General features: G+C 69.1%; 18 protein-coding genes. 8 read left to right on the forward strand and 10 right to left on the reverse strand.

Annotation, left to right across the window (positions count from 1 at the left end):
• Positions 1-10: 10 nt before the first annotated feature.
• The 5 genes from msrB to ACZ3HV_RS02840 form a co-directional block, all read right to left on the reverse strand.
• Positions 11-433, reverse strand: coding sequence for a peptide-methionine (R)-S-oxide reductase MsrB (gene msrB, locus ACZ3HV_RS02820; RefSeq protein ID WP_360380143.1), 423 nt, complete (start codon positions 431-433; stop codon positions 11-13).
• 69 nt (positions 434-502) lie between these two features.
• Positions 503-2,893 carry a lamin tail domain-containing protein gene (locus tag ACZ3HV_RS02825; protein WP_465680235.1) on the reverse strand — a complete coding sequence of 797 codons (2,391 nt, stop codon included), beginning with the start codon at positions 2,891-2,893 and terminating at the stop codon, positions 503-505.
• An 82-nt stretch (positions 2,894-2,975) separates the two neighbouring features.
• Complete coding sequence (locus ACZ3HV_RS02830) at positions 2,976-4,400, reverse strand: adenylate/guanylate cyclase domain-containing protein (RefSeq protein ID WP_465680237.1); 1,425 nt, start codon at positions 4,398-4,400, stop codon at positions 2,976-2,978.
• On the reverse strand, positions 4,393-6,120 hold the full coding sequence (locus ACZ3HV_RS02835; protein ID WP_465680239.1) for an NAD(P)/FAD-dependent oxidoreductase: 1,728 nt from the start codon (positions 6,118-6,120) through the stop codon (positions 4,393-4,395). Before ACZ3HV_RS02835 ends, ACZ3HV_RS02830 begins: the two co-directional genes overlap by 8 nt.
• A gap of 106 nt (positions 6,121-6,226) precedes the next feature.
• Entirely contained in the window at positions 6,227-7,822 is a 1,596-nt protein-coding gene (locus tag ACZ3HV_RS02840) for a M4 family metallopeptidase (RefSeq protein WP_465680241.1), read from the reverse strand.
• 168 nt (positions 7,823-7,990) lie between these two features.
• On the opposite strand from ACZ3HV_RS02840, the gene ACZ3HV_RS02845 reads away from it, so the two are divergent.
• Together ACZ3HV_RS02845 and ACZ3HV_RS02850 are read left to right on the forward strand one after the other, a co-directional pair.
• Entirely contained in the window at positions 7,991-9,082 is a 1,092-nt protein-coding gene (locus tag ACZ3HV_RS02845) for a DNA polymerase domain-containing protein (protein WP_465680243.1), read from the forward strand.
• A gap of 65 nt (positions 9,083-9,147) precedes the next feature.
• Complete coding sequence (locus ACZ3HV_RS02850; protein ID WP_465680245.1) at positions 9,148-9,621, forward strand: carboxymuconolactone decarboxylase family protein; 474 nt, start codon at positions 9,148-9,150, stop codon at positions 9,619-9,621.
• Between the two features lie 3 nt (positions 9,622-9,624).
• Here the strand turns inward: ACZ3HV_RS02850 and ACZ3HV_RS02855 are convergent, their stop codons facing one another.
• The 3 genes from ACZ3HV_RS02855 to ACZ3HV_RS02865 all read right to left on the reverse strand — a co-directional run bounded on the left by ACZ3HV_RS02855 (position 9,625) and on the right by ACZ3HV_RS02865 (position 13,016).
• On the reverse strand, positions 9,625-10,380 hold the full coding sequence (locus ACZ3HV_RS02855) for an SDR family oxidoreductase (RefSeq protein WP_465680247.1): 756 nt from the start codon (positions 10,378-10,380) through the stop codon (positions 9,625-9,627).
• A 64-nt stretch (positions 10,381-10,444) separates the two neighbouring features.
• The gene (locus tag ACZ3HV_RS02860; protein WP_465680249.1) at positions 10,445-12,298 is read right to left on the reverse strand and encodes a glycoside hydrolase family 15 protein; all 1,854 of its coding nucleotides are present in this window, start codon (positions 12,296-12,298) and stop codon (positions 10,445-10,447) included.
• Entirely contained in the window at positions 12,216-13,016 is an 801-nt protein-coding gene (locus ACZ3HV_RS02865) for an SURF1 family cytochrome oxidase biogenesis protein (RefSeq protein WP_465680251.1), read from the reverse strand. The genes ACZ3HV_RS02860 and ACZ3HV_RS02865 overlap by 83 nt, the downstream gene beginning before the upstream one ends.
• Before the next feature lie 58 nt (positions 13,017-13,074).
• Between ACZ3HV_RS02865 and moaA the strand changes: the two genes are divergently transcribed.
• Positions 13,075-14,094, forward strand: coding sequence for a GTP 3',8-cyclase MoaA (gene moaA, locus ACZ3HV_RS02870; protein ID WP_465680253.1), 1,020 nt, complete (start codon positions 13,075-13,077; stop codon positions 14,092-14,094).
• Positions 14,095-14,164: 70 nt separating this feature from the next.
• On the opposite strand, the gene ACZ3HV_RS02875 is transcribed toward moaA, so the two are convergent.
• Positions 14,165-14,374: a hypothetical protein gene (locus tag ACZ3HV_RS02875; protein WP_360381105.1), complete on the reverse strand. Its 210-nt coding sequence runs from the start codon at positions 14,372-14,374 to the stop codon at positions 14,165-14,167.
• Between the two features lie 178 nt (positions 14,375-14,552).
• On the reverse strand, positions 14,553-14,900 hold the full coding sequence (locus ACZ3HV_RS02880; RefSeq protein WP_465680255.1) for a DUF3099 domain-containing protein: 348 nt from the start codon (positions 14,898-14,900) through the stop codon (positions 14,553-14,555).
• 74 nt (positions 14,901-14,974) lie between these two features.
• Between ACZ3HV_RS02880 and ACZ3HV_RS02885 the strand changes: the two genes are divergently transcribed.
• The 5 genes from ACZ3HV_RS02885 to ACZ3HV_RS02905 all read left to right on the forward strand — a co-directional run bounded on the left by ACZ3HV_RS02885 (position 14,975) and on the right by ACZ3HV_RS02905 (position 19,488).
• On the forward strand, positions 14,975-15,187 hold the full coding sequence (locus ACZ3HV_RS02885; protein WP_360381100.1) for a dodecin: 213 nt from the start codon (positions 14,975-14,977) through the stop codon (positions 15,185-15,187).
• Positions 15,188-15,401: 214 nt separating this feature from the next.
• Positions 15,402-16,106, forward strand: a complete 705-nt coding sequence (gene fabG, locus ACZ3HV_RS02890) for a 3-oxoacyl-[acyl-carrier-protein] reductase (protein ID WP_465680257.1) — start codon at positions 15,402-15,404, stop codon at positions 16,104-16,106.
• 36 nt (positions 16,107-16,142) lie between these two features.
• Positions 16,143-16,913 (forward strand): enoyl-ACP reductase FabI, encoded by a 771-nt coding sequence (fabI, locus tag ACZ3HV_RS02895; protein ID WP_465680259.1) that lies wholly within the window; start codon positions 16,143-16,145, stop codon positions 16,911-16,913.
• Positions 16,913-18,598 carry a Mur ligase family protein gene (locus ACZ3HV_RS02900; RefSeq protein ID WP_465680261.1) on the forward strand — a complete coding sequence of 562 codons (1,686 nt, stop codon included), beginning with the start codon at positions 16,913-16,915 and terminating at the stop codon, positions 18,596-18,598. The genes fabI and ACZ3HV_RS02900 overlap by 1 nt, the downstream gene beginning before the upstream one ends.
• A 38-nt stretch (positions 18,599-18,636) precedes the next feature.
• On the forward strand, positions 18,637-19,488 hold the full coding sequence (locus ACZ3HV_RS02905; protein ID WP_465680263.1) for a hypothetical protein: 852 nt from the start codon (positions 18,637-18,639) through the stop codon (positions 19,486-19,488).
• Positions 19,489-19,518 lie beyond the last annotated feature (30 nt).

Here is a 19,518-nt window from a genome sequence, read left to right on the forward strand (position 1 = left end):
GGCCCGGCCCTCAGGCTGAGGCGGGCTCGAGGTTGAGGCTGACGCTGTTGATGCAGTAACGGAGGTCGGTGGGGGTGTTGTAGCCCTCACCTTCGAAGACGTGGCCCAGGTGGGACCCGCAGTTGGCGCACCGGACCTCGACGCGCTTCATGCCCAGGGTGGAGTCCTCGATGTACTGGACCCGGTCCTCGGCCAGCGGCGCGAAGAACGACGGCCAGCCGCAGTGCGAGTCGAACTTGTTCTCGCTTCGGAAGAGTTCCGCGTCACACGCCCGGCACTTGTAGACCCCGACGGTCTTGGTGTCGGTGTACTCACCGGTGAACGGCCGCTCGGTGCCGGCCTTGCGCAGCACGTGGAACTCGGCGGGGGAGAGCTGCGCCTTCCACTCCGCCTCGGACTTACTCACGGCGTACTGCTTGATGTCATCTGTCACGACCCCAGTATCGGCGCCCGGGCAAGCAAAACCCCGCCCGGACGCCGTACGTAAGGGTCCCGTGATCGGTCAGCGCACCCAGGACGGGAGCGGGATGACGCGGACCACCTGGGGGTCGTGGTCGCTGATCTGGTCCGGGAACTCGGCGTTCATGTGGACCACGTCGTACGTCGAGGCCGGCTGCAGGTTCCTCGAGATCAGGATCTGGTCGAGGATCTGGCTGTTGCCCTCGAACACGTAGCTGTAGCGCTCCTTCAGCGGCAGCGTCCGTGGCATGTCGATCAGCGCGGTCTTGCCCGACCCGACCAGGATGTCGGCTGTCTCGGACCAGTCGAAGTCGTTCAGGTCACCGAGCACGATCACGTTCGCGCCCTTGTCCTTGGCGAAGATCTCGTCGGCGAACCCGCGGACCGCCTGGGCCTGCAGGTGCCGCTTCGCCGCGGTCACCTGGACCGGCGGCTGGGTGCGGCCCCACAGCGGGTCGTCGCCGCCCTTGGAGCTGAAGTGGTTGACCACCACGAACAGGCTCTGACCGTGCCAGGTGAACTCGCCGGCCAGCGGGACACGGGTGGCGTCCCAGGCCGCCGTGTTGCCCGGGTCGACGCGACCCGGCGACGAGCTCAGGTGCGGCCGGCCGAACCGGTCGGTGGTGATCGTGGTCGCGACCGTCGAGGTGCCACCCGGGCGGTCGACGAACTTCACCGGCTTGTCGGTCCGGTACAGGAATGCGACCCGGATGTTCCCGCCCGGCTCGCCGCCCTCCTTGTTGTTGACCGGATCGATCTGGCGGTAGTCGTACTTCGGTCCGCCCGCATTCTGGATCGCGGCGACGAGCAGGTCGAGGGTGACGTCGGCCGCGGTGGTGCCGGAGTTCGTGGCGCCGTCGTTGTCCTGCACTTCCTCCAGGCCGATGATGTCCGGCGCCGCGAGGTTCTTCACCACCGCCTGGGCCAGCCCGTCGAACTTGGCGTCACCGTCGGACGGGTCCAGGTTCTCCACGTTGAACGTCGCCACCGACACCTGCAGCGGCGAGGACTTCTGCGTCGTCTCCCGCTGCACGCCACCGTCGATCACGGTCGGGGTCACGGTCGGCAGGAACTTGAAGTTCCCGAACGAGTAGTCCAGGACACCGGTCACCACGCCGGCCAGCTTGTCGCCCGTCTTCGCGTCCGGGATGGGCGTGAGTACGTCGTCGAGCAGCACGCGCTCGGGGTTGCTGTCGGTCTTCTGCAGCAGGATGCCGCCGCGCACGGTCCGGACGCCGGACCCGGCCGGTACGACGGACAGTTCGCGGAACGAACTGGTCGGGCCGGTCACCTCGGGCTGGTCGATCCCCAGCCACATCCCCTCCAGCGACTCCCAGAAGTCGAGCCCGTCGTTGGCCGGGTCGAACGCCGTGCTGGTGGTCTCCACGTCACCGTTGGAGTCGTCGTCGATCACGGTCGACGGCGGGACGCGCCCACCCGGGCCGACGATCGTCGGTGCCGGTACGGCGGCGGTGCCGGTGACGGTGATGGTCGGGTTGGTGAGCTCCGTGGTGGTCAGGTTGTCGGTGCCCGAGCCGCCGGGGCGGAACTCGGCGACCGTGCCCTTGACCGTGACCGCGTCACCGACTGACACCGTCGGCGCGGAGCTGGTGAAGACGAACAGGCCCTCGCTGGTCGCCGGGTCGTTGTCCGGCTGCGGGTCCTGGAACCAGAACCCGTTCGTGGTCTTCGCGGTGACCACACCGGTCACGTTCTCGGCCACCTTGCCGTTCAGCGGCGACAGGTGCGCGGCGCCCTGGATGTCGTGGATCTTCGCGTCGACCGGCGGTTCGGTCGGGGTCGAGGTCAGCGTGCCCGGCGAGGGGTTGCCCACGGCGAAGTCGGCACCGTTGTTGTCGGTGTCCTTCGTCGGGTCGATCCGCGCCGCGGACGCCGTGTTCGACAGCGTGCCGGTCGGCGCGGTCTCGGAGTCGTTCGCCGCGGTGCCGTAGCCCACGTAGTCGCGAACGGACGGGTCGGCGTGGCAGGCCGAGCCACACGCGAGCGCGGTCTGGGTGGTGACCAGCGCGACCTTGCCGGCGCCCGCCGCCATCATGATCGTGCCCGAGACGTCCGGAGTCGGCATCGGTGCGCCGTTCCCCGCGCCGGCGCCCTCCTGGACCAGGTACGCCGCTCCCGGGGCGATGCTGCCCGTCAGCTTCGTGACCTGCCAGGTCGTGCCACCGGCCGCGGCGTACTGGACCGACCAGCCGCTCACGTCGACCGGGGCCGAGCTGTTGTTCGTCAGCTCGATGAAGTCATTGGTGTACGGCGCGCCGCTGTTGCCGCCACCGCCGTACACCTCGGTGATGACCACGTCGGCGGACGCGGCCGCGGCCGGTCGGGCCACGAACGCGGCCACCCCGGCGAAGACGAGACTGGAAGTGACCACGAGGGCGCCCAGGCGGCGCCGTGATCGGATCTGGGCAGACATGTGCCGGATTCTCACACCGGGACCCTGCCCGGCCAAGGTCCAACACGTGAACACCAGGTACGTGCCCGAAAGGCACGGGTGATCATTCGCCGGGCGCGTGCGCGTGCAGTGCGAGCAGGTGGTGGACCTCCAGCGGCTCGGCCTTCCCCTTGAGCGTGAGCAGGCCCAGCGACTCGGTGACAGCGTCCGGCAGGAGCTCCTTGGTCCCAGGGCCGATGGCGACGCCGCCGCCCGGAGCCTTGCCCTCGATCCGGGACGCCACGTTCACGGTGTCGCCGATGACGGTGTGGGTCCGCCCGCCCTCGGTCCCGAGCAGGCTGACCGACGCGATGCCGCTGTTGATCCCGACCCGGAACTGCGGCCAGTGCGGGTGCGCTGCCCGGACAGCGACCGCCGCCTCCTGCAACGCGAGCCCTGCCGCGGCCGCCCGGGCCGCGTGGTCCGGCTGATCACCGCGCTTGTTGAAGGTCACCATCAGCGCGTCCCCGATGATCCGGTCGACCACGCCGCCATGCCGCCGTACGACGGGCGGAACGACCACCTGGAAGTACGTGTTCAGCATCGCCGTGATCTCGGCCGGACCGTGCTTCTCGGAAAACGTCGTGAATCCCTCCAGGTCCGCGAACAGGACGCTCAGTTCACGCTGTCCCGAGACGGTGTCCTCCAGGTACAGATCCGCGAACCGCTCCTCGTACCACTGGATCCGCACCCCGGCCATGACCAGCACGAACGCGGCGAGCATGAGCACGTGCCACTCCCACCACGACAGCGCCCAGTTCCGGGCGAACACCAGCGCGACCATCGCCTCGGCCAGCAGCACGAACGCGGCGACCATCGACAACAGCATCAGCGACGGCCGCTCCCACCACGTCCGCAGATAACGAGCCGCGGCGATGACGTAAAGCAGGACAGCCGGTACGGCCAGCGCCGTAAGGATGCCGTCGGCAACCTCAGGCACCGCCGTGGCGTGCAGCGGTGGCAGCCGGAGTACGGAAGCCGCAGCCCACAACGCCATCAGCGTGAGCAGTCCGGCCCGAAGCCACCGCCCCCAGCGGACCGCCGCAACCGCCCTCCCACCCGACAGATTCAGGCTGGACAAGAACGCGAACACCGACCCCAGCGCCACACCTACCGGAGTCGCGAGCGTGAACCCGGCGTTCGGTGTGTCCAGCAACACCTTCGGCGTGGCCAGCGCGTGCAACCCGAGAAACCCGGCCGCCGACAGAAACGTCAGTGACACCAGCAGCACCCGCGGATCGCCCCGCCGAATCGCCGCAGCACCGGTCGCATACGCCAGTACGGCGCTCGACCCGGCCGTCACCAGCACCAGCCAGAAGTGCGACGGGTGATGTTCCCAGTGCACGTCGAGCCGCGGCTCGCGGATCAGCAGGATCAGCCCGGCCAGCGGGATGAGCAGCGCCAGTGCGGTCAGCGCGACCATTGCCGGGGTGTAGACGAACCGCTGCGATGTTGTCTGGTTCACCCGCTCGCGCTCGCGATCAGGCATCCGACGAGACCTTGAAGTGGGTGTGGATCTGCGACACGACCACCGAGCCCTCGCCCACCGCGGACGCGACCCGTTTCACCGACCCGCTACGCACATCCCCGATCGCGAACAATCCCGGGACGGTCGTTTCGTAAGGCTGCGGCGGCCGCTCCTCGGGCCAGCGCGGATCCGCGGCTGCGTCCGAGCCGGTCAGCACGAATCCGTGCTCCTCGCGGCCGAGCTCCTCCGGCAGCCAGCCGGTCCCCGGCACCGCGCCGATCATCACGAAAAGCCCGTTCGCGGGCAGCGTCTCCTCGGCGCCGGTCTCGCGATCCCGCACCGTCACCTCCTGCAGCCGTCCTTCGCCGCTACCGCCGACGACCTCACAGGAGGCGCGCACCGTCACGTTGGGCGCGGCGTCGATCTCATCGATCAAGTACTGCGACATGCTCGCGGTCAGGTCCTTGCCCCGGATCACCAACGTGACCTGCCGGCAGTACCGGGCCAGGTGCAGCACGGCCTGCCCGGCCGAGTTCCCGCCGCCGACCACGCAGGCGTCAAGCCCCTTCAAACCATGGGCTTCCGACACACTGGCGCCGTAGTAGACGCCGTTTCCCATCAGCTTCTCCAGCGACGGTACGGCGAGCCGCCGATAGGACACCCCGGTCGCCAGGACCACGGCCCGCGCCGTCACCTCGCCCACATCACCGATCACGGCGACGAACTGGCCGTCCCGCCTCTCGATCGTCTCCACCGTCCGCATCAGCATGAAATGCGCACCGAACACCCACGCCTGCTGATAGCCCCGCTGCGCCAGCTCCGACCCGCGGATCCCGCGCGAGAACCCGAGGTAGTTGCGGATCAGCGAGCTCGTTCCGGCCTGCCCGCCGATCGACTCCCGTTCCACCACCAGCGTCCGCAGCCCCTCGGACGACGCGTAGACAGCCGCCGCCAGCCCACCCGGGCCGGCGCCGATCACGAGCACGTCGAACGACGAATCCTCGCCCTCGGCCAGCCTCGTCGACACACCCCACGCCTCGGCGATCTCCACATCGGTCGGATCGTGCAGTACGGCGCCACCCACCGCCGACATCCACACCAGCACACCGTCGCCCGGATCCGGTTCCCCGATGTAGGCCAGGACGTCGTTCGCCAGGTCCGAACCGCTGGGCCGAAAAGCGCTCGGGATGCCGTTGCGCGCGAGCAGGCTGCGGATCTCCTGACCACGGACCGAAGTGGCCGAGGCGATCACCACCACCTCACGCCAGTTCGCGACCTCGTACCGCGACCACTCCTGGACGAACTCCGCCACCGTTCGGTGGAACAGCTCGTCGTGCGCGATCCACGGCTTGAGTACGTAGTAGTTGATGTCGCCGACCGACATCGCGGCCAGGATCGCGGTGGCGGTCGCCCGGTCCGCCCACGCACCCCACTCGATCAGCAACGCCCGGCGGGCGTCGGGATGCAGTGTCCGGGACGCCGCGAAGATCTCGGCGCGGTGCTCGTCCGGGATGGCATGGTCGACCAGGACAACGGCGACTCGTTGTCCCGCATCGTGTGCCCGGCGTAGGGAGTCGAGTGCGGCGGCGGCCGACGGTTCGCCGCGCACTCGGAAGTCCGCGCCGAAGCCGCGTTCCAGCTCTGTCTCGCATCGGTCCAGACGCCCAGGGTCAGCGTCGACCACGAGCAGTAACGGCCGTGCGCGATGCAGCTTGTTCAATGCCCCGGGATCCCCGCCCATGCTTGTGACGGTAGGTCGGCCGCACCGGGGGAGCAATGGCCAAAACGTTTGTTCGCCGGTCCTGCCCGCCCCAGTGGGACAGGACCGGCGAAGTTGTCACAGTCAGTCAGTTGACGCTGACTGCGGACCACGCGGCGGCGACGGTTGCGCGCTCGGTGCTGTTGGCGCCGTACAGGTCGGTGGCCGCGTTCAGGGTCGCGGTCCGGGCCTGGGCGTACGTCGTACCGGTGGTCATGTAGGTGGTCAGTGCCCGGTACCAGATCTTGCCGAGCTTGTCGTGGCCGATGCCGGTGACGGTCGAACCGTTGCAGGTCGGCGAGTTGTGCGGCAGGCCGCCGATCGTCTTCGCGCCGGAGCCCTCGGCGAGCAGGTAGGCGAAGTGGTTCGCGATCCCGGAGGAGTAGTGCACGTCGAGGTTGCCGACGCCCGAGGACCAGCAGTCGGGGGAGTTGCCGTCCTTGCTCGGCTTGTCCATGAACCGCAGCGCCGGGCGGTCCTTCATGATCTCTTCGCCGATGTAGTAGTCGCCCGGGTCGGCCGCCTTGTTCGAGTAGAACTCGACGAGGGTGCCGAAGATGTCGCTGGTCGCCTCGTTCAGGCCGCCGGACTCACCGGAGTAGGTCAGGTTCGCGGTCGCCGAGGTGACGCCGTGGGACATCTCGTGGCCGGCCACGTCGATCGACACGAGCGGACCAGCGACGACGTTGTCGCCGTCGCCGTACGTCATCTGCTTGCCGTCCCAGAACGCGTTCACGTAGTTGGTGCCGTAGTGCACCCGGCTCGGGACGCCCTTGCCGTCGTTGAAGATGCCGTTCCGGCCATGGATGTTCTTGTAGTAGTCGAACGTGGTCGCGGCGCCGTAGTGCGCGTCCACGGCGGCGGTGGCCCGGTTCGCGTTGGTGCCGGTGCCCCAGTGGTTGTCCGCGTCGGTGAAGCGCGTCGGCGTCGGGCAGCCGAGGCCGAACAGCTGGCACAGGATGGAGTCGGTCTTGTTGTTCGCGTCGGCGGTGAAGCCGTTGCCGCGGGCCGGGTCGGTCAGTGTGAAGCCGCCGGTGGCCGGCGTGGTGTCGAGCGGCACGGTCCCGCTGTACAGGCTCTGGCCGTCACCGGTCGCCGTCTCGATGTGCTGCTCGCTGACCAGCTTGGCACCGGTCAGGGCGTCCACGGTCGTGGTGATCTGGCTCGGCGTACCGTCGGCCTGGGTGCCGACCGTGGTGACCAGGTAGGCCAGTCGCGGCGCGCCCTTGCGGGCCTCGATCACCAGCGTGGGCTTGCCCTCGGCCTTCAGGCCCTTGCCGAGTGCCTTCGAGGTGGCCGCGGCGACGCTGACCTTCGGCGTCCGGTTCACGTTCGCGCTGCGGCTCAGCGTCAGGCTGGCGCTCTGGAAGCTGCCGTCCTTGGCCTGGTGGACGACCACGTCACCACCGAGGACCTGGAGCCCACCGATGGTCCGGTCCATCCGGACGTGGCTGGCGCCGTCGGGGTCGACGATGACGTCCTTGACCACGAACGCGTCGGCACCGGTGGCCCGCAGTACGGCGAGATTCTCGCCGATCGCGGCCTTGGCCCGGGCAACGGCCGCGGCAGGTGTGGGGACGGGGTCTGCGGTCGGTGCACCCGTAGCGGTGGTGGCACTGGACAGACCGAGGGCGGTAGTGGTCGCCACTGCGGTGGCAGCGGCGAACAGGGCGGATCTGTTCATCCTCGTGCTCCTTCAGAGGTGTCCCGGGGGCCTCACGCCCCAGGAACGAGGTGCAGGAACGTTACCGCTCGGTCACCTACCGTGGCCAGAGGTTGAGAAAAGTTGCCTTTCCTGCAGCCTTGCGGGAAATTCCGCGTTTTCGTCGTCGTCGGGCGATAGCGTCGCGGCATGGCGAAGAGCACAGCGGTGGTGGTCACCGTGGGAGACCGCGAGGTCCGGGTGTCCAGCCCCGATCGGGTTGTCTACGCAGCGACCGACTGGGCTCCGGAGGTCACGAAGCTGCAGGTCTGCGAGTACTTCATCGGTGTGGCTCCCGCGTTCATGCGAGCCTCCGGCGACCGTCCGGTCGCCCTGGAACGCTGGCCCGGTGGGTGGCGCGAGGGGATGACGCTGTCGGTGGATGCGACCGGTCGTCAGACCGGGGACGGCTTCTACTCCAAGCGCCTCCCCAAGGGTGCGCCCGACTGGCTCCAGACCTGCCGCATCCTGACGCCGAACGGCCGCCCGATCGACGAGCTGTGCCTGACGGAGCCTGCCGCCGCGGTGTGGGCGGCCCACATGGGCACGCTGACCTTCCACCCGTGGGCCGTGCGGAGCAACGATCTCGACCACCCCGACGAGCTGCGCCTCGATCTCGATCCACAGCCCGGCGCGACGTTCGCCGACGCCCGGCGGGTGGCCGGCGTCGCCCGTGAACTTCTCGAGGAGCTGGGCCTTCGGGGATATCCGAAGACCAGTGGCAACCGGGGTATCCACATCTACGTGCGGATCCGGCCGGAGTGGACCTTCGACCAGGTCCGGCACGCCGCCGTCGGCCTCGGCCGCGAGCTCGAGCGCCGTGACGACGGCGTGACGACGGCCTGGTGGAAGGAGGAACGCGGCGAGGCTTCGATCTTCCTGGACTTCAACCAGAACCTCCGCGACCGCACGGTGGCGGGCGCCTGGTCGCTGCGACCGCGGCCGGGTGCGCCGGTCAGTACGCCGATGACCTGGGACCGGCTTGCCGAGGTGGACGACCCGCGTGCCTTCAACCTGCACACGGTTCCGGACTACCTCGCCGACGGCGATCCCTGGGCGGACATGGACGACACGGCGTACCCGCTCGATCCGTTGCTGCGCCTGTGGGAGGAGCTCCCTGGCGGAGAGCTGAACTTCCCACCCGACTACCCGAAGATGCCGGGAGAGCCGCCCCGCGTCCAGCCGAGCAAGAAGGTTGCCGAGCACTGGGACGAGCAGGGCAACCGCATCGCCCCCGACTGACACTTTTCGGGGCTGTCTCGTCGGAGTGGTGTCAACAACTCATCCGCTAAGGAGAAGACACCACTATGGACGCCCGTTTGGATCTGTTCACCAATCCGGTCGCGATGAAGTTCATCAAGCATGTCAACGCGGGGAGCCTGGTTGCGCGGTCGGCCGGCGTGCCGATCGACACGCTCGAGCTGATGGCGTTGCGCATCAGCCAGATCAACGGCTGCGCGGTCTGCGTCGACATGCACACCAAGGACGCGATCGAGCGCGGGGAGACCTCGCTGCGCCTCAACCTGGTCGTGGCCTGGCGGGAGGCGACGGTCTTCACCGAGGCCGAGCGCGCCGCCCTCGCGCTGGCGGAGGAGGGCACCCGGCTCGCCGACGCCGCACCGGGGGTCAGCGACGAGGTGTGGGCCAACGCGGCCAAGCACTACAACGAGGAGCAGCTTGCGGCGCTCATCGCCACCATCGCGATCATGAACACCTGGAACCGCCTGAACATCATCACCCAGCAGCCGGCCGGCGACTACGTGCCCGGCCAGTGGGGCTGACGGTCAGATCGTTCGCAAGGCCCCGCCGTCGACCGGGATGATCGTCCCGGTGATGTAGGAGGCGGCGGGGGAGAGGATGAAGGCGGCGACGCGGCCGAACTCGTCGGGGTCGCCGTAACGACGCAGGGGGATGGTCTTCTCGGAGGCGCGCCTGGCCGCCTCCGGGTCGCCACCCTTGCCGTCGAGCTCCTTCAGGCGGTCGGTCGCGATCCGGCCGGGCATCAGGCCGTTCACCCGGGTGCCGTTCGGGCCGAGCTCGTCGGCCAATGTCTTCGCGACCATCGCGAGACCGGGACGCAGGCCGTTGGAGATGGCCAGTCCGCTGATCGGGGACTTCACCGACGACGACAGTACGAAGGCGATCGACGTACCGTCCGAGCCGGTCCGGGCGACCGCGCGGGCGATTCGCAGGGCACCGAGGAACACGCTGTCGAACGCCGCCCGCCAGTCCTCCTCGTCGGAGTCGAGTGCCGTGCCCGGCCGGGGACCGCCGACGCTGATCAGGGCGCCGTGCAGTGCGCCCCACTTGGCGACCGCGGTCGCGGCCAGCCGCTCGGCGCTGTCCGGCGTGGCGTTGTCGACCGGGATGCCGACCACGTTCTCGCCGAGCTCGGCGGCGGCCCGGGTGATCGCCTCCTCGTTGCGGCTGGAGATCACCAGCCGGGCGCCTTCGGCAGCAAGGGCTTTCGCGGTGGCGAAGCCGAGTCCGGCGCTGGCGCCGGTGACGATGTAGGTGCGATCGCGCAGTCCGAGGTCCACGCCTCCATCCTGCCTCACCACTGTCCGTCGCGCACCTCGACCGGTTCGTGGCCGATGGCAAGAACTAGTACGCCGACCTGCGCAGTGGGGACTCGGCCGTGGTCAAGTGCCAGGCGGTGTTGACCAGGCCGAGATGCGAGAAGGCCTGCGGGAAGTTCCCGAGCATCCGGCCGGTGGCCGGGTCGTACTCCTCCGCGAGCAGTCCCACATCGTTGCGCAGGGCAACGAGCTTCTCGTACAGGTCCCGGGCCTCGCCGACCCGGCCGATCATCGCCAGCGCGTCGGCCAGCCAGAACGAGCAGATCAGGAACACGCCCTCGTCGTCCTGCAGCCCGTCGTCGGTGTGCTCGGTCAGGTACCGCCGGACGAACCCGCCGGACGACAGTTCGCGCTGCACGGCCTCGACGGTCCCGACCACCCGCGGGTCGTCGGCCGGCAGGAACCCGACCTGCGGGATGAGCAGTACGGCGGCATCGAGCGCCCTGCTCCCGTAGGCCTGGGTGAACGTGTTCCGGTCGGCGTCGAACGCCTTCGCGCACACGTCGCGATGGATCTCGTCGGCCATCGCCCGCCACTGCTTGTCCGGACCGCCCAGTCCGTATCGTTCGACCGCCCGCGCGGCCCGGTCGAACGCGACCCAGGCCATCACCTTCGAATAGGTGAAGTGCTGCCGGCCGCCACGGACCTCCCAGATGCCTTCGTCCGGCTGGTCCCACACCTCGCTGAGGTGGCGCATCAGCCCGCGCTGTACGGCCCACGCCTCGTCGCTCGACCCGATCTGCGTTTCGCGGGCCAGCGCGAGGACGTCCATCACCTCGCCGAACACATCGATCTGCAGCTGGTCCGCGGCCGCGTTCCCGATCCGTACCGGCGCCGACGCGCCGAATCCGGGCAGCCAGTCCGCCTCGAACTCCGACAGCCGGCGTTCGCCGGTCACGCCGTACATGATCTGGAGGTCGGCGGGCGATCCGGCGATAGCGCGGAGCAGCCAGTCGCGCCAGGCAACCGCCTCCTCGGTGTACCCGGACCGGAGCATTGCGGCCAGCGTCATCGTTGCGTCCCGCAACCAGCAGAACCGGTAGTCCCAGTTGCGCTGCCCGCCCAGCGACTCGGGCAACGAGGTGGTCGGCGCCGCGACGATGCCGCCGGACGGCCCGTAGGTGAGTGCCTTCAGTGTGAGGATCGACCGCGTGACCTCCTCGCCGAACCCGTTCGCACCTTTGCTGCGGGCGATCCATTCGGTCCAGAACGTCTCGGTCGGCTCCAGCGCCGCGAGGGCGTCGGTCGGCTCCGGCACCGGGTGGTGCGACGGATGCCAGGTGAGCACGAACCAGGCCCGGTCCCCGGCCGAGACCCGGAAATCGCCGTACGTCGCGAAGTCACGCCCGTGCTGGTGGACGTCGGATCGCAGCGACACCGCGTCCGGACCCGCGATCGCGACCACCTGGCCGTTCAGGTTCCGCACCCACGGAACGACGTGACCGTAGTCGAACCGCAATCGCAGCTCGGACCGCATCTCCACGGTCCCGCTGATGCCTTCGACGATGCGCACGATGTCCGGCGCGGCATCGCGGGGCGGCATGAAGTCGATCACCCGGACCGAGCCGGTGTCCGTCGACCACTCGGTCTCCAGGATCAGCGTGTCGTCGCGGTAGTGCCGGCTGCTGACCGCGTCTGCATCGCGCGGGGCGACCCGCCAGTGGCCGTTGTCGTCGGTGCCGAGCAGGGCCGCGAAGCAAGCAGGTGAGTCGAAGCGCGGAAGGCACAGCCAGTCGATCGAGCCCTGCTTGGACACCAGTGCGGCGGTCTGCAGGTCCCCGATCAGTGCATAGTCCTCAATCTGCCGCGCCGGCACGTGCTTCCGGCCGTGGCTCCGCGGGGGACTCGGGTGCTGCCGCATCGCCTGCTGACTTGCCACCGTGACCTTCCTGTCTGGAGAAGTAGACCAGTCCGCCGAGCGCCAGCAGCGCGAAGAAGAACCACTGCAGCGCGTAGAAGAAGTGTGGCCCGTCGTCGATCTCCGGTCCCGGGAACGCGCCGAACGCCGGGTCGTTGGCCGGCTCCTGCTTGTCCACGGTCAGGTAGCCGTCGTACAGGTTCAGCCCGAGGACCTTCGCGAAGTCCGGTCCGTTGATCAGTCGCGCCGTACCGTCGTCCGGCGTGCCGCCGTTGGTGCTGCCGCCGCGTTCGCTGCGCTGGAGCCGGCCGGTGATCGTCACCTCGCCGGTCGGTGTGGCGGGAATGCTGAGCGGCGCGAGCTCGGCGCCTTGACGGGCCAGGAAGCCACGGTCGACCAGCACGGCCTTGCCGTCGGCCAGGCGCAGCGGGGTGACGATCTCGAAGCCGGGCCGGTCGTCCACGTTGCGGTAGCGCATGACGATCTGCTTGGACGCGTCGAACGTGCCCGTGACGACTGCCGTCCGCCAGGCATGCTGGTCGCCGACCACGCCCTGCGGGCCGACGATCTGGTCGATCGGCGCGGGCGGAGCGGCCAGGTTGGTCCGGGTGACGTCGTTGCGGGCCTTGCGCTCGTCCAGGCGGTGTAACTGCCAACGGCCGAGCTGGACGCACACCCCGGCGAGCACGAGGACGGCCAGCGCGGCGGCGATCCAGCGGACATTCATCAAGCGACCCACAGCTCGAACTTTAGCCATGCGCTGAAACCACCCGCCCCCGGGACGTAGGCTGGGGGCGATGACAGCAACCGAAGAGGCGACGCAGTTGGGTCTGGCGGACCGGTACGGCCGGGTCGCCACAGACCTGCGCGTGTCGCTCACGGATCGTTGCAACCTGCGCTGCACCTACTGCATGCCCGAGGAAGGCCTGGACTGGCTGCCCAAGCCGGACCTGCTCACCGACGACGAGATCGTCCGGCTGGTCTCGGTCGCTGTGACCCGCCTGGGTGTGCGGGAGATCCGCTTCACCGGTGGTGAGCCCCTGCTCCGGCGTGGTCTCGTCGGCATCGTCGCGCGTACGACGGAACTCGCACCACGACCCGAGGTGTCGCTGACGACCAACGGGATCGGCCTGGCCCGGCAGGCGCAGGCCCTCAAGGACGCCGGCCTGGACCGGGTGAATGTGAGCCTGGACACGATTCGGCCGGAAACGTTCGTCGAGCTCGCCCGCCGGGACCGGCTGAAGGACGTGCAGGCCGGGCTCGAGGCGGCGCATGATGCGGGGCTGACCCCGGTGAAGGTGAATGCCGTCCTGATGCGCGGTGTGAACGACCAGCAGGCGCCCGAGCTGCTGGAGTACTGCCTGGAACGTGGCTACGAACTGCGCTTCATCGAGCAGATGCCGCTGGACGCCCAGCACGGCTGGAACCGCGCCACCATGATCACCGCGGACGAGATCCACGAACAGCTGGACGAGCGGTTCGGCCTCACGCCGGTCGACGCGTCGACTCGGGGGAGTGCACCGGCGGAATCATTCCTGGTCCGCGGCGGGCCGCAAACCGTCGGCATCATCGCCTCGGTCACCCGGCCGTTCTGCGGTGACTGCGACCGGGTCCGGCTGACCGCCGACGGTCAGGTCCGGGACTGCCTGTTCGCGCGCACCGAGTCGGACTTGCGGACGGCACTGCGGTCGGGGGCCGACGACGACGAGCTGGCCGACCGCTGGCGACGGGCGATGCGGAACAAACTCCCCGGTCACGGCATCAACGACCCGAGCTTCCTGCAACCGACCCGGCCGATGTCCGCGATCGGCGGCTGAGCGCCATACCGGACCAATCCGGCGGAGTCTCACACTGGCCCAATCCGGAAATGTACTTTTTCGGTGCGGGCTAACGCGCTGAGGAGAAAGGCTCGACCTCACGTAGGAATGACCGGCGGGCCAGGAAGTCGGACAAGCTGTCCTTGTGCTCGTCGCAGGCCAGCCACGTCTTACGCCGGTCAGGAGTGTGGATCTTCGGGTTGTTCCACAGCAGCGCCCAGGTGGCCGGCTGCCCGCAGCCCCTGGCGGAGCAGACGGACGGAAGCGCTTCCTCGGTCACCTGTTGGCCTATTCCTGATTACTCAATAATCAAAAGACTGGGGAAATGAAGCGACGTCGGACAGCCACGGGGGGAGCCGTCCGACGCCGCATCAAGTCTCTGAATTTCACTCATGAACTTCAGAGCACGCGGGAGATTCTGACACGGATGCTGCCAAAGTTTCCAGTCCCGGCGAGGATCACTTTTCGGTGTCGTTGTCGCGGTCCGGATCCGGCGGTGTGACGACCCCCGGCTGCGACCCGATCGCAGGCCGTTGCGGCGCCACGAACGCCGCCGGGCTGTCCACCGTCGTGGTGCGCTGGGTGTTGGCCAGGACGACCGCGATGTAGGGCAGGAACACGGCCGCGACGATGAACCCCCAGCGCCACGGCGACGGGGTGACCACGGCGAGCACGAAGCAGACGATCCGGATCGACATCATCCAGGCATACCGAACGATCCGGCTGTCCAGATCCGCGGACCGGCCCGGCTGCGCACTCGTCACCGAAATGACGGTCTCGCCGCTCCGTTCACGACGTCTCGACATCTATCCTCCTCACCAGGAACAACGGTACGCCGCGTCACCCGCTCCGGCGCAGCCAGGATGGAGAGGAACGTCTCATGACCGATCGCACCTACCGAGTCACCGAGATCGTGGGCACGTCCAAGGAAGGCCTGAACCAGGCGATCACGAACGGGATCCACCGGGCCGGCGAGACGCTGCGGCACCTCGACTGGTTCGAGGTCACCGACATCCGCGGCCACCTCGCCGACAACCAGATCGATCACTACCAGGTGACCATGAAGGTCGGCTTCCGCCTCGAAGACGGCTGATCCCCCCGCGCATCCCCCCGCGCATCCCCCCGCGCACAACCCTCCAACTCGGTGGATAACCACTGAGCTGGAGGGTTGCCCACTGAGAATCTGACCGGGCAACCCTCCAACTCAGGGGATAGCCCCCGAGTTGGAGGGTTGTGCCGGGGTGCGGGTGGGGGTGGGGGGTGGGCGCGATAGCGTTCGTGCGAACTGTGTCGGGTGAGGAGGGCTTGTGAGCAGGTCTGTGTTGGTGACCGGTGGCAGCCGGGGGATCGGGCTGGCGATCGCGACCGCGTTCCGGGACGCCGGTGACCAGGTCGCCGTGACGTACAACAGCAGCGAGCCGCCGGCCGGCTTCCTCGGGGTCAAGTGCGACGTCACCGACGCCGCCCAGGTGGACGCCGCGTTCGACACCGTCCAGGAGCAGCAAGGCCCGGTCGAGGTGCTGGTGGCCAACGCCGGCATCACCCGCGACACGCTGCTGCTGCGGATGTCCGACGACGACTGGGACGCCGTCATCCAGGCCAACCTCACCGGCGCGTTCCGGGTGGCCAAGCGGGCCGCCAAGGGCATGCTGCGGCTGCGCCGGGGCCGGATCATCTTCATCTCGTCCGTGGTCGGCATGCTCGGCTCGCCCGGCCAGGTCAACTACGCGGCCAGCAAGTCCGGAATGATCGGCATGTCCCGCTCGATCGCGCGGGAGCTCGGCAGCCGCGGGATCACCGCGAACGTGGTCGCCCCGGGCTTCGTCGAGACCGACATGACCGCGGTCCTGCCGGAGGAGACCCAGAAGCAGTACCTGAGCCAGATCCCGCTCGGCCGCTTCGGCCGGACCGAGGAGATCGCGCAGACGGTCCGCTGGCTCGCCTCCGAGGAGGCCGGGTACATCACCGGTGCGGTGATCCCGGTCGACGGCGGCATCGGCATGGGCAACTGAACACCAATACCCACTTTTTCTGAGAAAGGGACGCCGGTGGGCATCCTCGACGGCAAGCGGATCCTGGTCGCCGGAGTCACGCTGGACTCCTCCATCGGCTTCGCGACGGCCAAGGTGGCGCAGGAACAAGGCGCCACCGTGCTGATCTCGAACTTCGGCCGCGCGCTGAGCATCACCAAACGGATCGCCAAACGCCTGCCGGTCGAACCTCCGGTACTGGAGCTCGACGTCACCAACCCCGACCACCTGGCCGCGCTGCCGGATGCCGTCCGCGAGCACGTCGACGGCCTGGACGGTGTCGTGCACTCGATCGCCTATGGGAACCCGGAGACGATCCTCGGCGGCAAGTTCCTGGACGGCCCGTGGGACGACGTGGCCCAGGCCGTGCACGTCTCGGCGTACTCGCTCAAGGCGCTGGCCGTCACCTGTGCGCCGTTGATGAGCCGCGGCGGCAGTGTCGTCGGGATGACCTTCGACGCGACCGTCGCCTGGCCCGGGTACGACTGGATGGGCGTGGCCAAGGCCGCGCTCGAGTCCACCAACCGCTACCTGGCCCGCGATCTGGGGGGCCAGGGCATCCGCTGCAACCTGGTCTCGGCCGGACCGCTGAAGACGCTGGCCGCGAAGGCGATCCCGGGCTTCGAGAAGTTCGAGGAGCCGTGGCTGGATCGCGCCCCGCTGGGCTGGGACCCTTCCGACCTGGAGCCCACCGGCCGGACCATCGTCGCGCTGCTGAGCGACTTCTTCCCCGCGACCACCGGCGAGATCGTCCACGTCGACGGCGGCTACCACGCGATGGGCGCTTGATGGCGTCTTCGCTGGTTGAGCTCCGGGTCCTGGACGGCGCCAACCTTTACTTCAGCCGTGCCGCCATCAAGCTCACGCTCGACGTGTCGGCCCTCGTCGACGCCCCGGCGCCGGCCGCGAAAGCCTATGGACAGGCCATCGGTCTCGGGGCCACCCGGCCCGGCCGGATCGGGTCCGGGTTCCGGCAGCGGTTCGCGATCCGCGTCGTGGGTCACGTCGTACGGCGGATCGCGCGGGAGGCCGGGATCGGCCGGATCGGTGTCCGGGTCCGCCCGGAGTCCGACGTACGGCGGCTGGTCGTGGCGTTCCCCTGGGCCCACGAGGGGCGCGCACGGGCGCTCGGGGCCGCGATCGTCGAGGTGCTGGACGCGTTCGGGCAGGACGACCTGACCGACCTGATCGCGACCGTCGGCGACCGGGTCCGCAACGAACCACCGGGGAACCCGCCGCCGACCCTGCGCCCGAAGGTGCCGGTCGTCGCGGTGACCGGCACGAACGGCAAGACCACGACGTCGCGGATGATCGCGCACATCGGCCTGGCGGCCGGCCTGCACGTCGGCTGGTCGAGCACCGATGGCGTCTACTTCGACGGCAAGCTGGTCAAGTACGGCGACTTCTCCGGACCGAGTGGTGCCGGTCAGGTGCTGTCCCAGCCGGGGATCCAGCTGGCGGTGACCGAGACGGCCCGGGGCGGGATCCTGCGCCGCGGCGTCGGCGTGGTCTCCAACGACGTCTCAGTCGTGACGAACGTGACCGCGGACCACCTCGGCCTGGGCGGCATCGACACCGTCGACCAGTTGGCCGAGGTGAAGGCGGTCATCACCCAGATCACCCGGCCGCGCGGCTGGTGCGTGGTGAACGGCGACGACCCGCGGACGTTCGCGATGCGGCTCGGTTCACCGGCCAAGTGCTGGGTGTTCTCGCGTGACCCGGACTCGCCGTCGATCCGGACCGTGCTGGACGAGGGCGGCCGGGCGACGACCGTACTGGACGGGTTCATCACGGTGCTCGACCAGGCGAGTGACCCGGAGCCGTTGCTGAAGGTCGTCGACGTACCGATGACGCTGTCCGGGCTGTCGCACTACAACGTCGAGAACGCGCTGGCGGCCGCGTCGGCCGCGCTCGGGCTCGGGTTGCCGCGGGCGGCGGTGATCGAGGGACTGAGCACGTTCGCGCCGAACGAGAACAACCCCGGCCGGATGAACATGTACTCGCTGCGCGACTTCACCGTCGTGATCGACCTCGCCCACAACGAGGCCGGGCTGGAGGCGCTGCTCGAGATCATGAACGGCGTCCGGCCAGAGGGCGGACGGTTGCTGCTGGCCCTCGGTTCGCCGGGGGACCGGGCCGACGACATGGTGTCCGCGCTGGGTGCGATCGGGGCCCGGGGCGCCGATCGGGTGGCGATCGGCCACAAGAGCGAATACCTGCGGGGCCGGCCGCCGGCCGAGCTCGAGGAGGTGTTCCGGGAGGGCGCCGCGTCGGTGGGCGTGGACGACGTACCGGCGTACCCGACCGAGCTGGAGGCGGCGCAGGCGCTGGTCGGCGAGGCGAAGCCCGGGGACGTGGTCGCGGTGATGTCTCTGCAGGATCGGGCGAGTCTTGACAGCTGGTTGCGGTCCGAGGGGGCTACCGTCGACACACCGGAGATCTTGAAGAGCAAGGTCGACAGAGCCCAGCACTAGCCCCGTCCGCCCGCGGTTGGGGCGGGGAACGGGGTGTCATGCGCTACCTGTGGTCGATTCCGTCCGCGGTGATCGCCTGGTTCGTGGCAGGCTTCTCCGCGACGTACCTGAAGGGTCTGCCAGGCGGTACGACGTTGTTCGTGCCGCCGCGGATCGACCTGCTGGTGCTGGGCGGGTTCGCCGGGGGAGTGCTGGCCGGGCTCCTGATCGCCCGGGTGCGGGTTGCCGTGCCGGTGGTGCTGATCGTTGCCGCGGGCATGTGGTGGCTGACCGGGAACAGCTGGTCCGACCGTTCGCTGGTGATCATGTTGCTGGTGGCAAGCGCTGTCGGCGCCCTGTTCGGTGCTTCGGGCGCCAGAAGCTCGGTCATCGCCGCGTTCGCACTCGCCTTGCCGGTCGCGTGGTACGCCCTGCGTCCCGCTCAGCAACTGGACGAGTGGCGCTGGCTCTGGCAGTTGAACGGTTTGCTGGTCGCGATCGGGCTCGCTCTGCTCCTGTACGTCGCCTGCTGGCGTCGAGGCTGGCGGTCGGCGTACTTCTGGGTGCCGCTCGCGGGCTTCTACCTGGCCTCGTTCGGCATCGTGGACGCGGTCCGCGTGATCAGCCGCTCGAGCGGCAAGCCGATGGACGCGGTCGGCGACCGCGCCACCGAGGCCTTCTTCCAGTCCTTCGAGCCACTGCTCCGCGAGTACTGGCCGTGGCTGGTCCTCGCCGTCCTGCTCGCCATCCCGATGGTCGCCCTCAAACTCCGCGCCCTCCCGCCGCCACCGCCCCCGGTCGACCCGTACGCCGACAGGTCCAACGACGCCGTCCTGTCCGACGACCTCGACTGGATCGACCGGGACGAACCCCGCCGCCGGCTCCTGCCGAGGCGGGATCCGGTCACTTAGCGGGCCGTGGTCAGCGTTGCAGGGTGACAG

The organism is Kribbella sp. NPDC020701 (assembly GCF_055562215.1).

Bases quoted from the DNA above. Each gene is read 5' to 3' on its own strand.
- moaA (WP_465680253.1), top strand. From the start codon at position 13,075: ATGACAGCAACCGAAGAGGCGACGCAGTTGGGTCTGGCGGACCGGTAC.
- ACZ3HV_RS02900 (WP_465680261.1), top strand. From the start codon at position 16,913: ATGGCGTCTTCGCTGGTTGAGCTCCGGGTCCTGGACGGCGCCAACCTT.
- ACZ3HV_RS02880 (WP_465680255.1), bottom strand. From the start codon at position 14,900: ATGTCGAGACGTCGTGAACGGAGCGGCGAGACCGTCATTTCGGTGACG.
- ACZ3HV_RS02835 (WP_465680239.1), bottom strand. From the start codon at position 6,120: ATGGGCGGGGATCCCGGGGCATTGAACAAGCTGCATCGCGCACGGCCG.
- ACZ3HV_RS02840 (WP_465680241.1), bottom strand. From the start codon at position 7,822: ATGAACAGATCCGCCCTGTTCGCCGCTGCCACCGCAGTGGCGACCACT.
- ACZ3HV_RS02905 (WP_465680263.1), top strand. From the start codon at position 18,637: ATGCGCTACCTGTGGTCGATTCCGTCCGCGGTGATCGCCTGGTTCGTG.
- ACZ3HV_RS02830 (WP_465680237.1), bottom strand. From the start codon at position 4,400: ATGCCTGATCGCGAGCGCGAGCGGGTGAACCAGACAACATCGCAGCGG.
- ACZ3HV_RS02825 (WP_465680235.1), bottom strand. From the start codon at position 2,893: ATGTCTGCCCAGATCCGATCACGGCGCCGCCTGGGCGCCCTCGTGGTC.
- ACZ3HV_RS02845 (WP_465680243.1), top strand. From the start codon at position 7,991: ATGGCGAAGAGCACAGCGGTGGTGGTCACCGTGGGAGACCGCGAGGTC.
- ACZ3HV_RS02850 (WP_465680245.1), top strand. From the start codon at position 9,148: ATGGACGCCCGTTTGGATCTGTTCACCAATCCGGTCGCGATGAAGTTC.
- ACZ3HV_RS02885 (WP_360381100.1), top strand. From the start codon at position 14,975: ATGACCGATCGCACCTACCGAGTCACCGAGATCGTGGGCACGTCCAAG.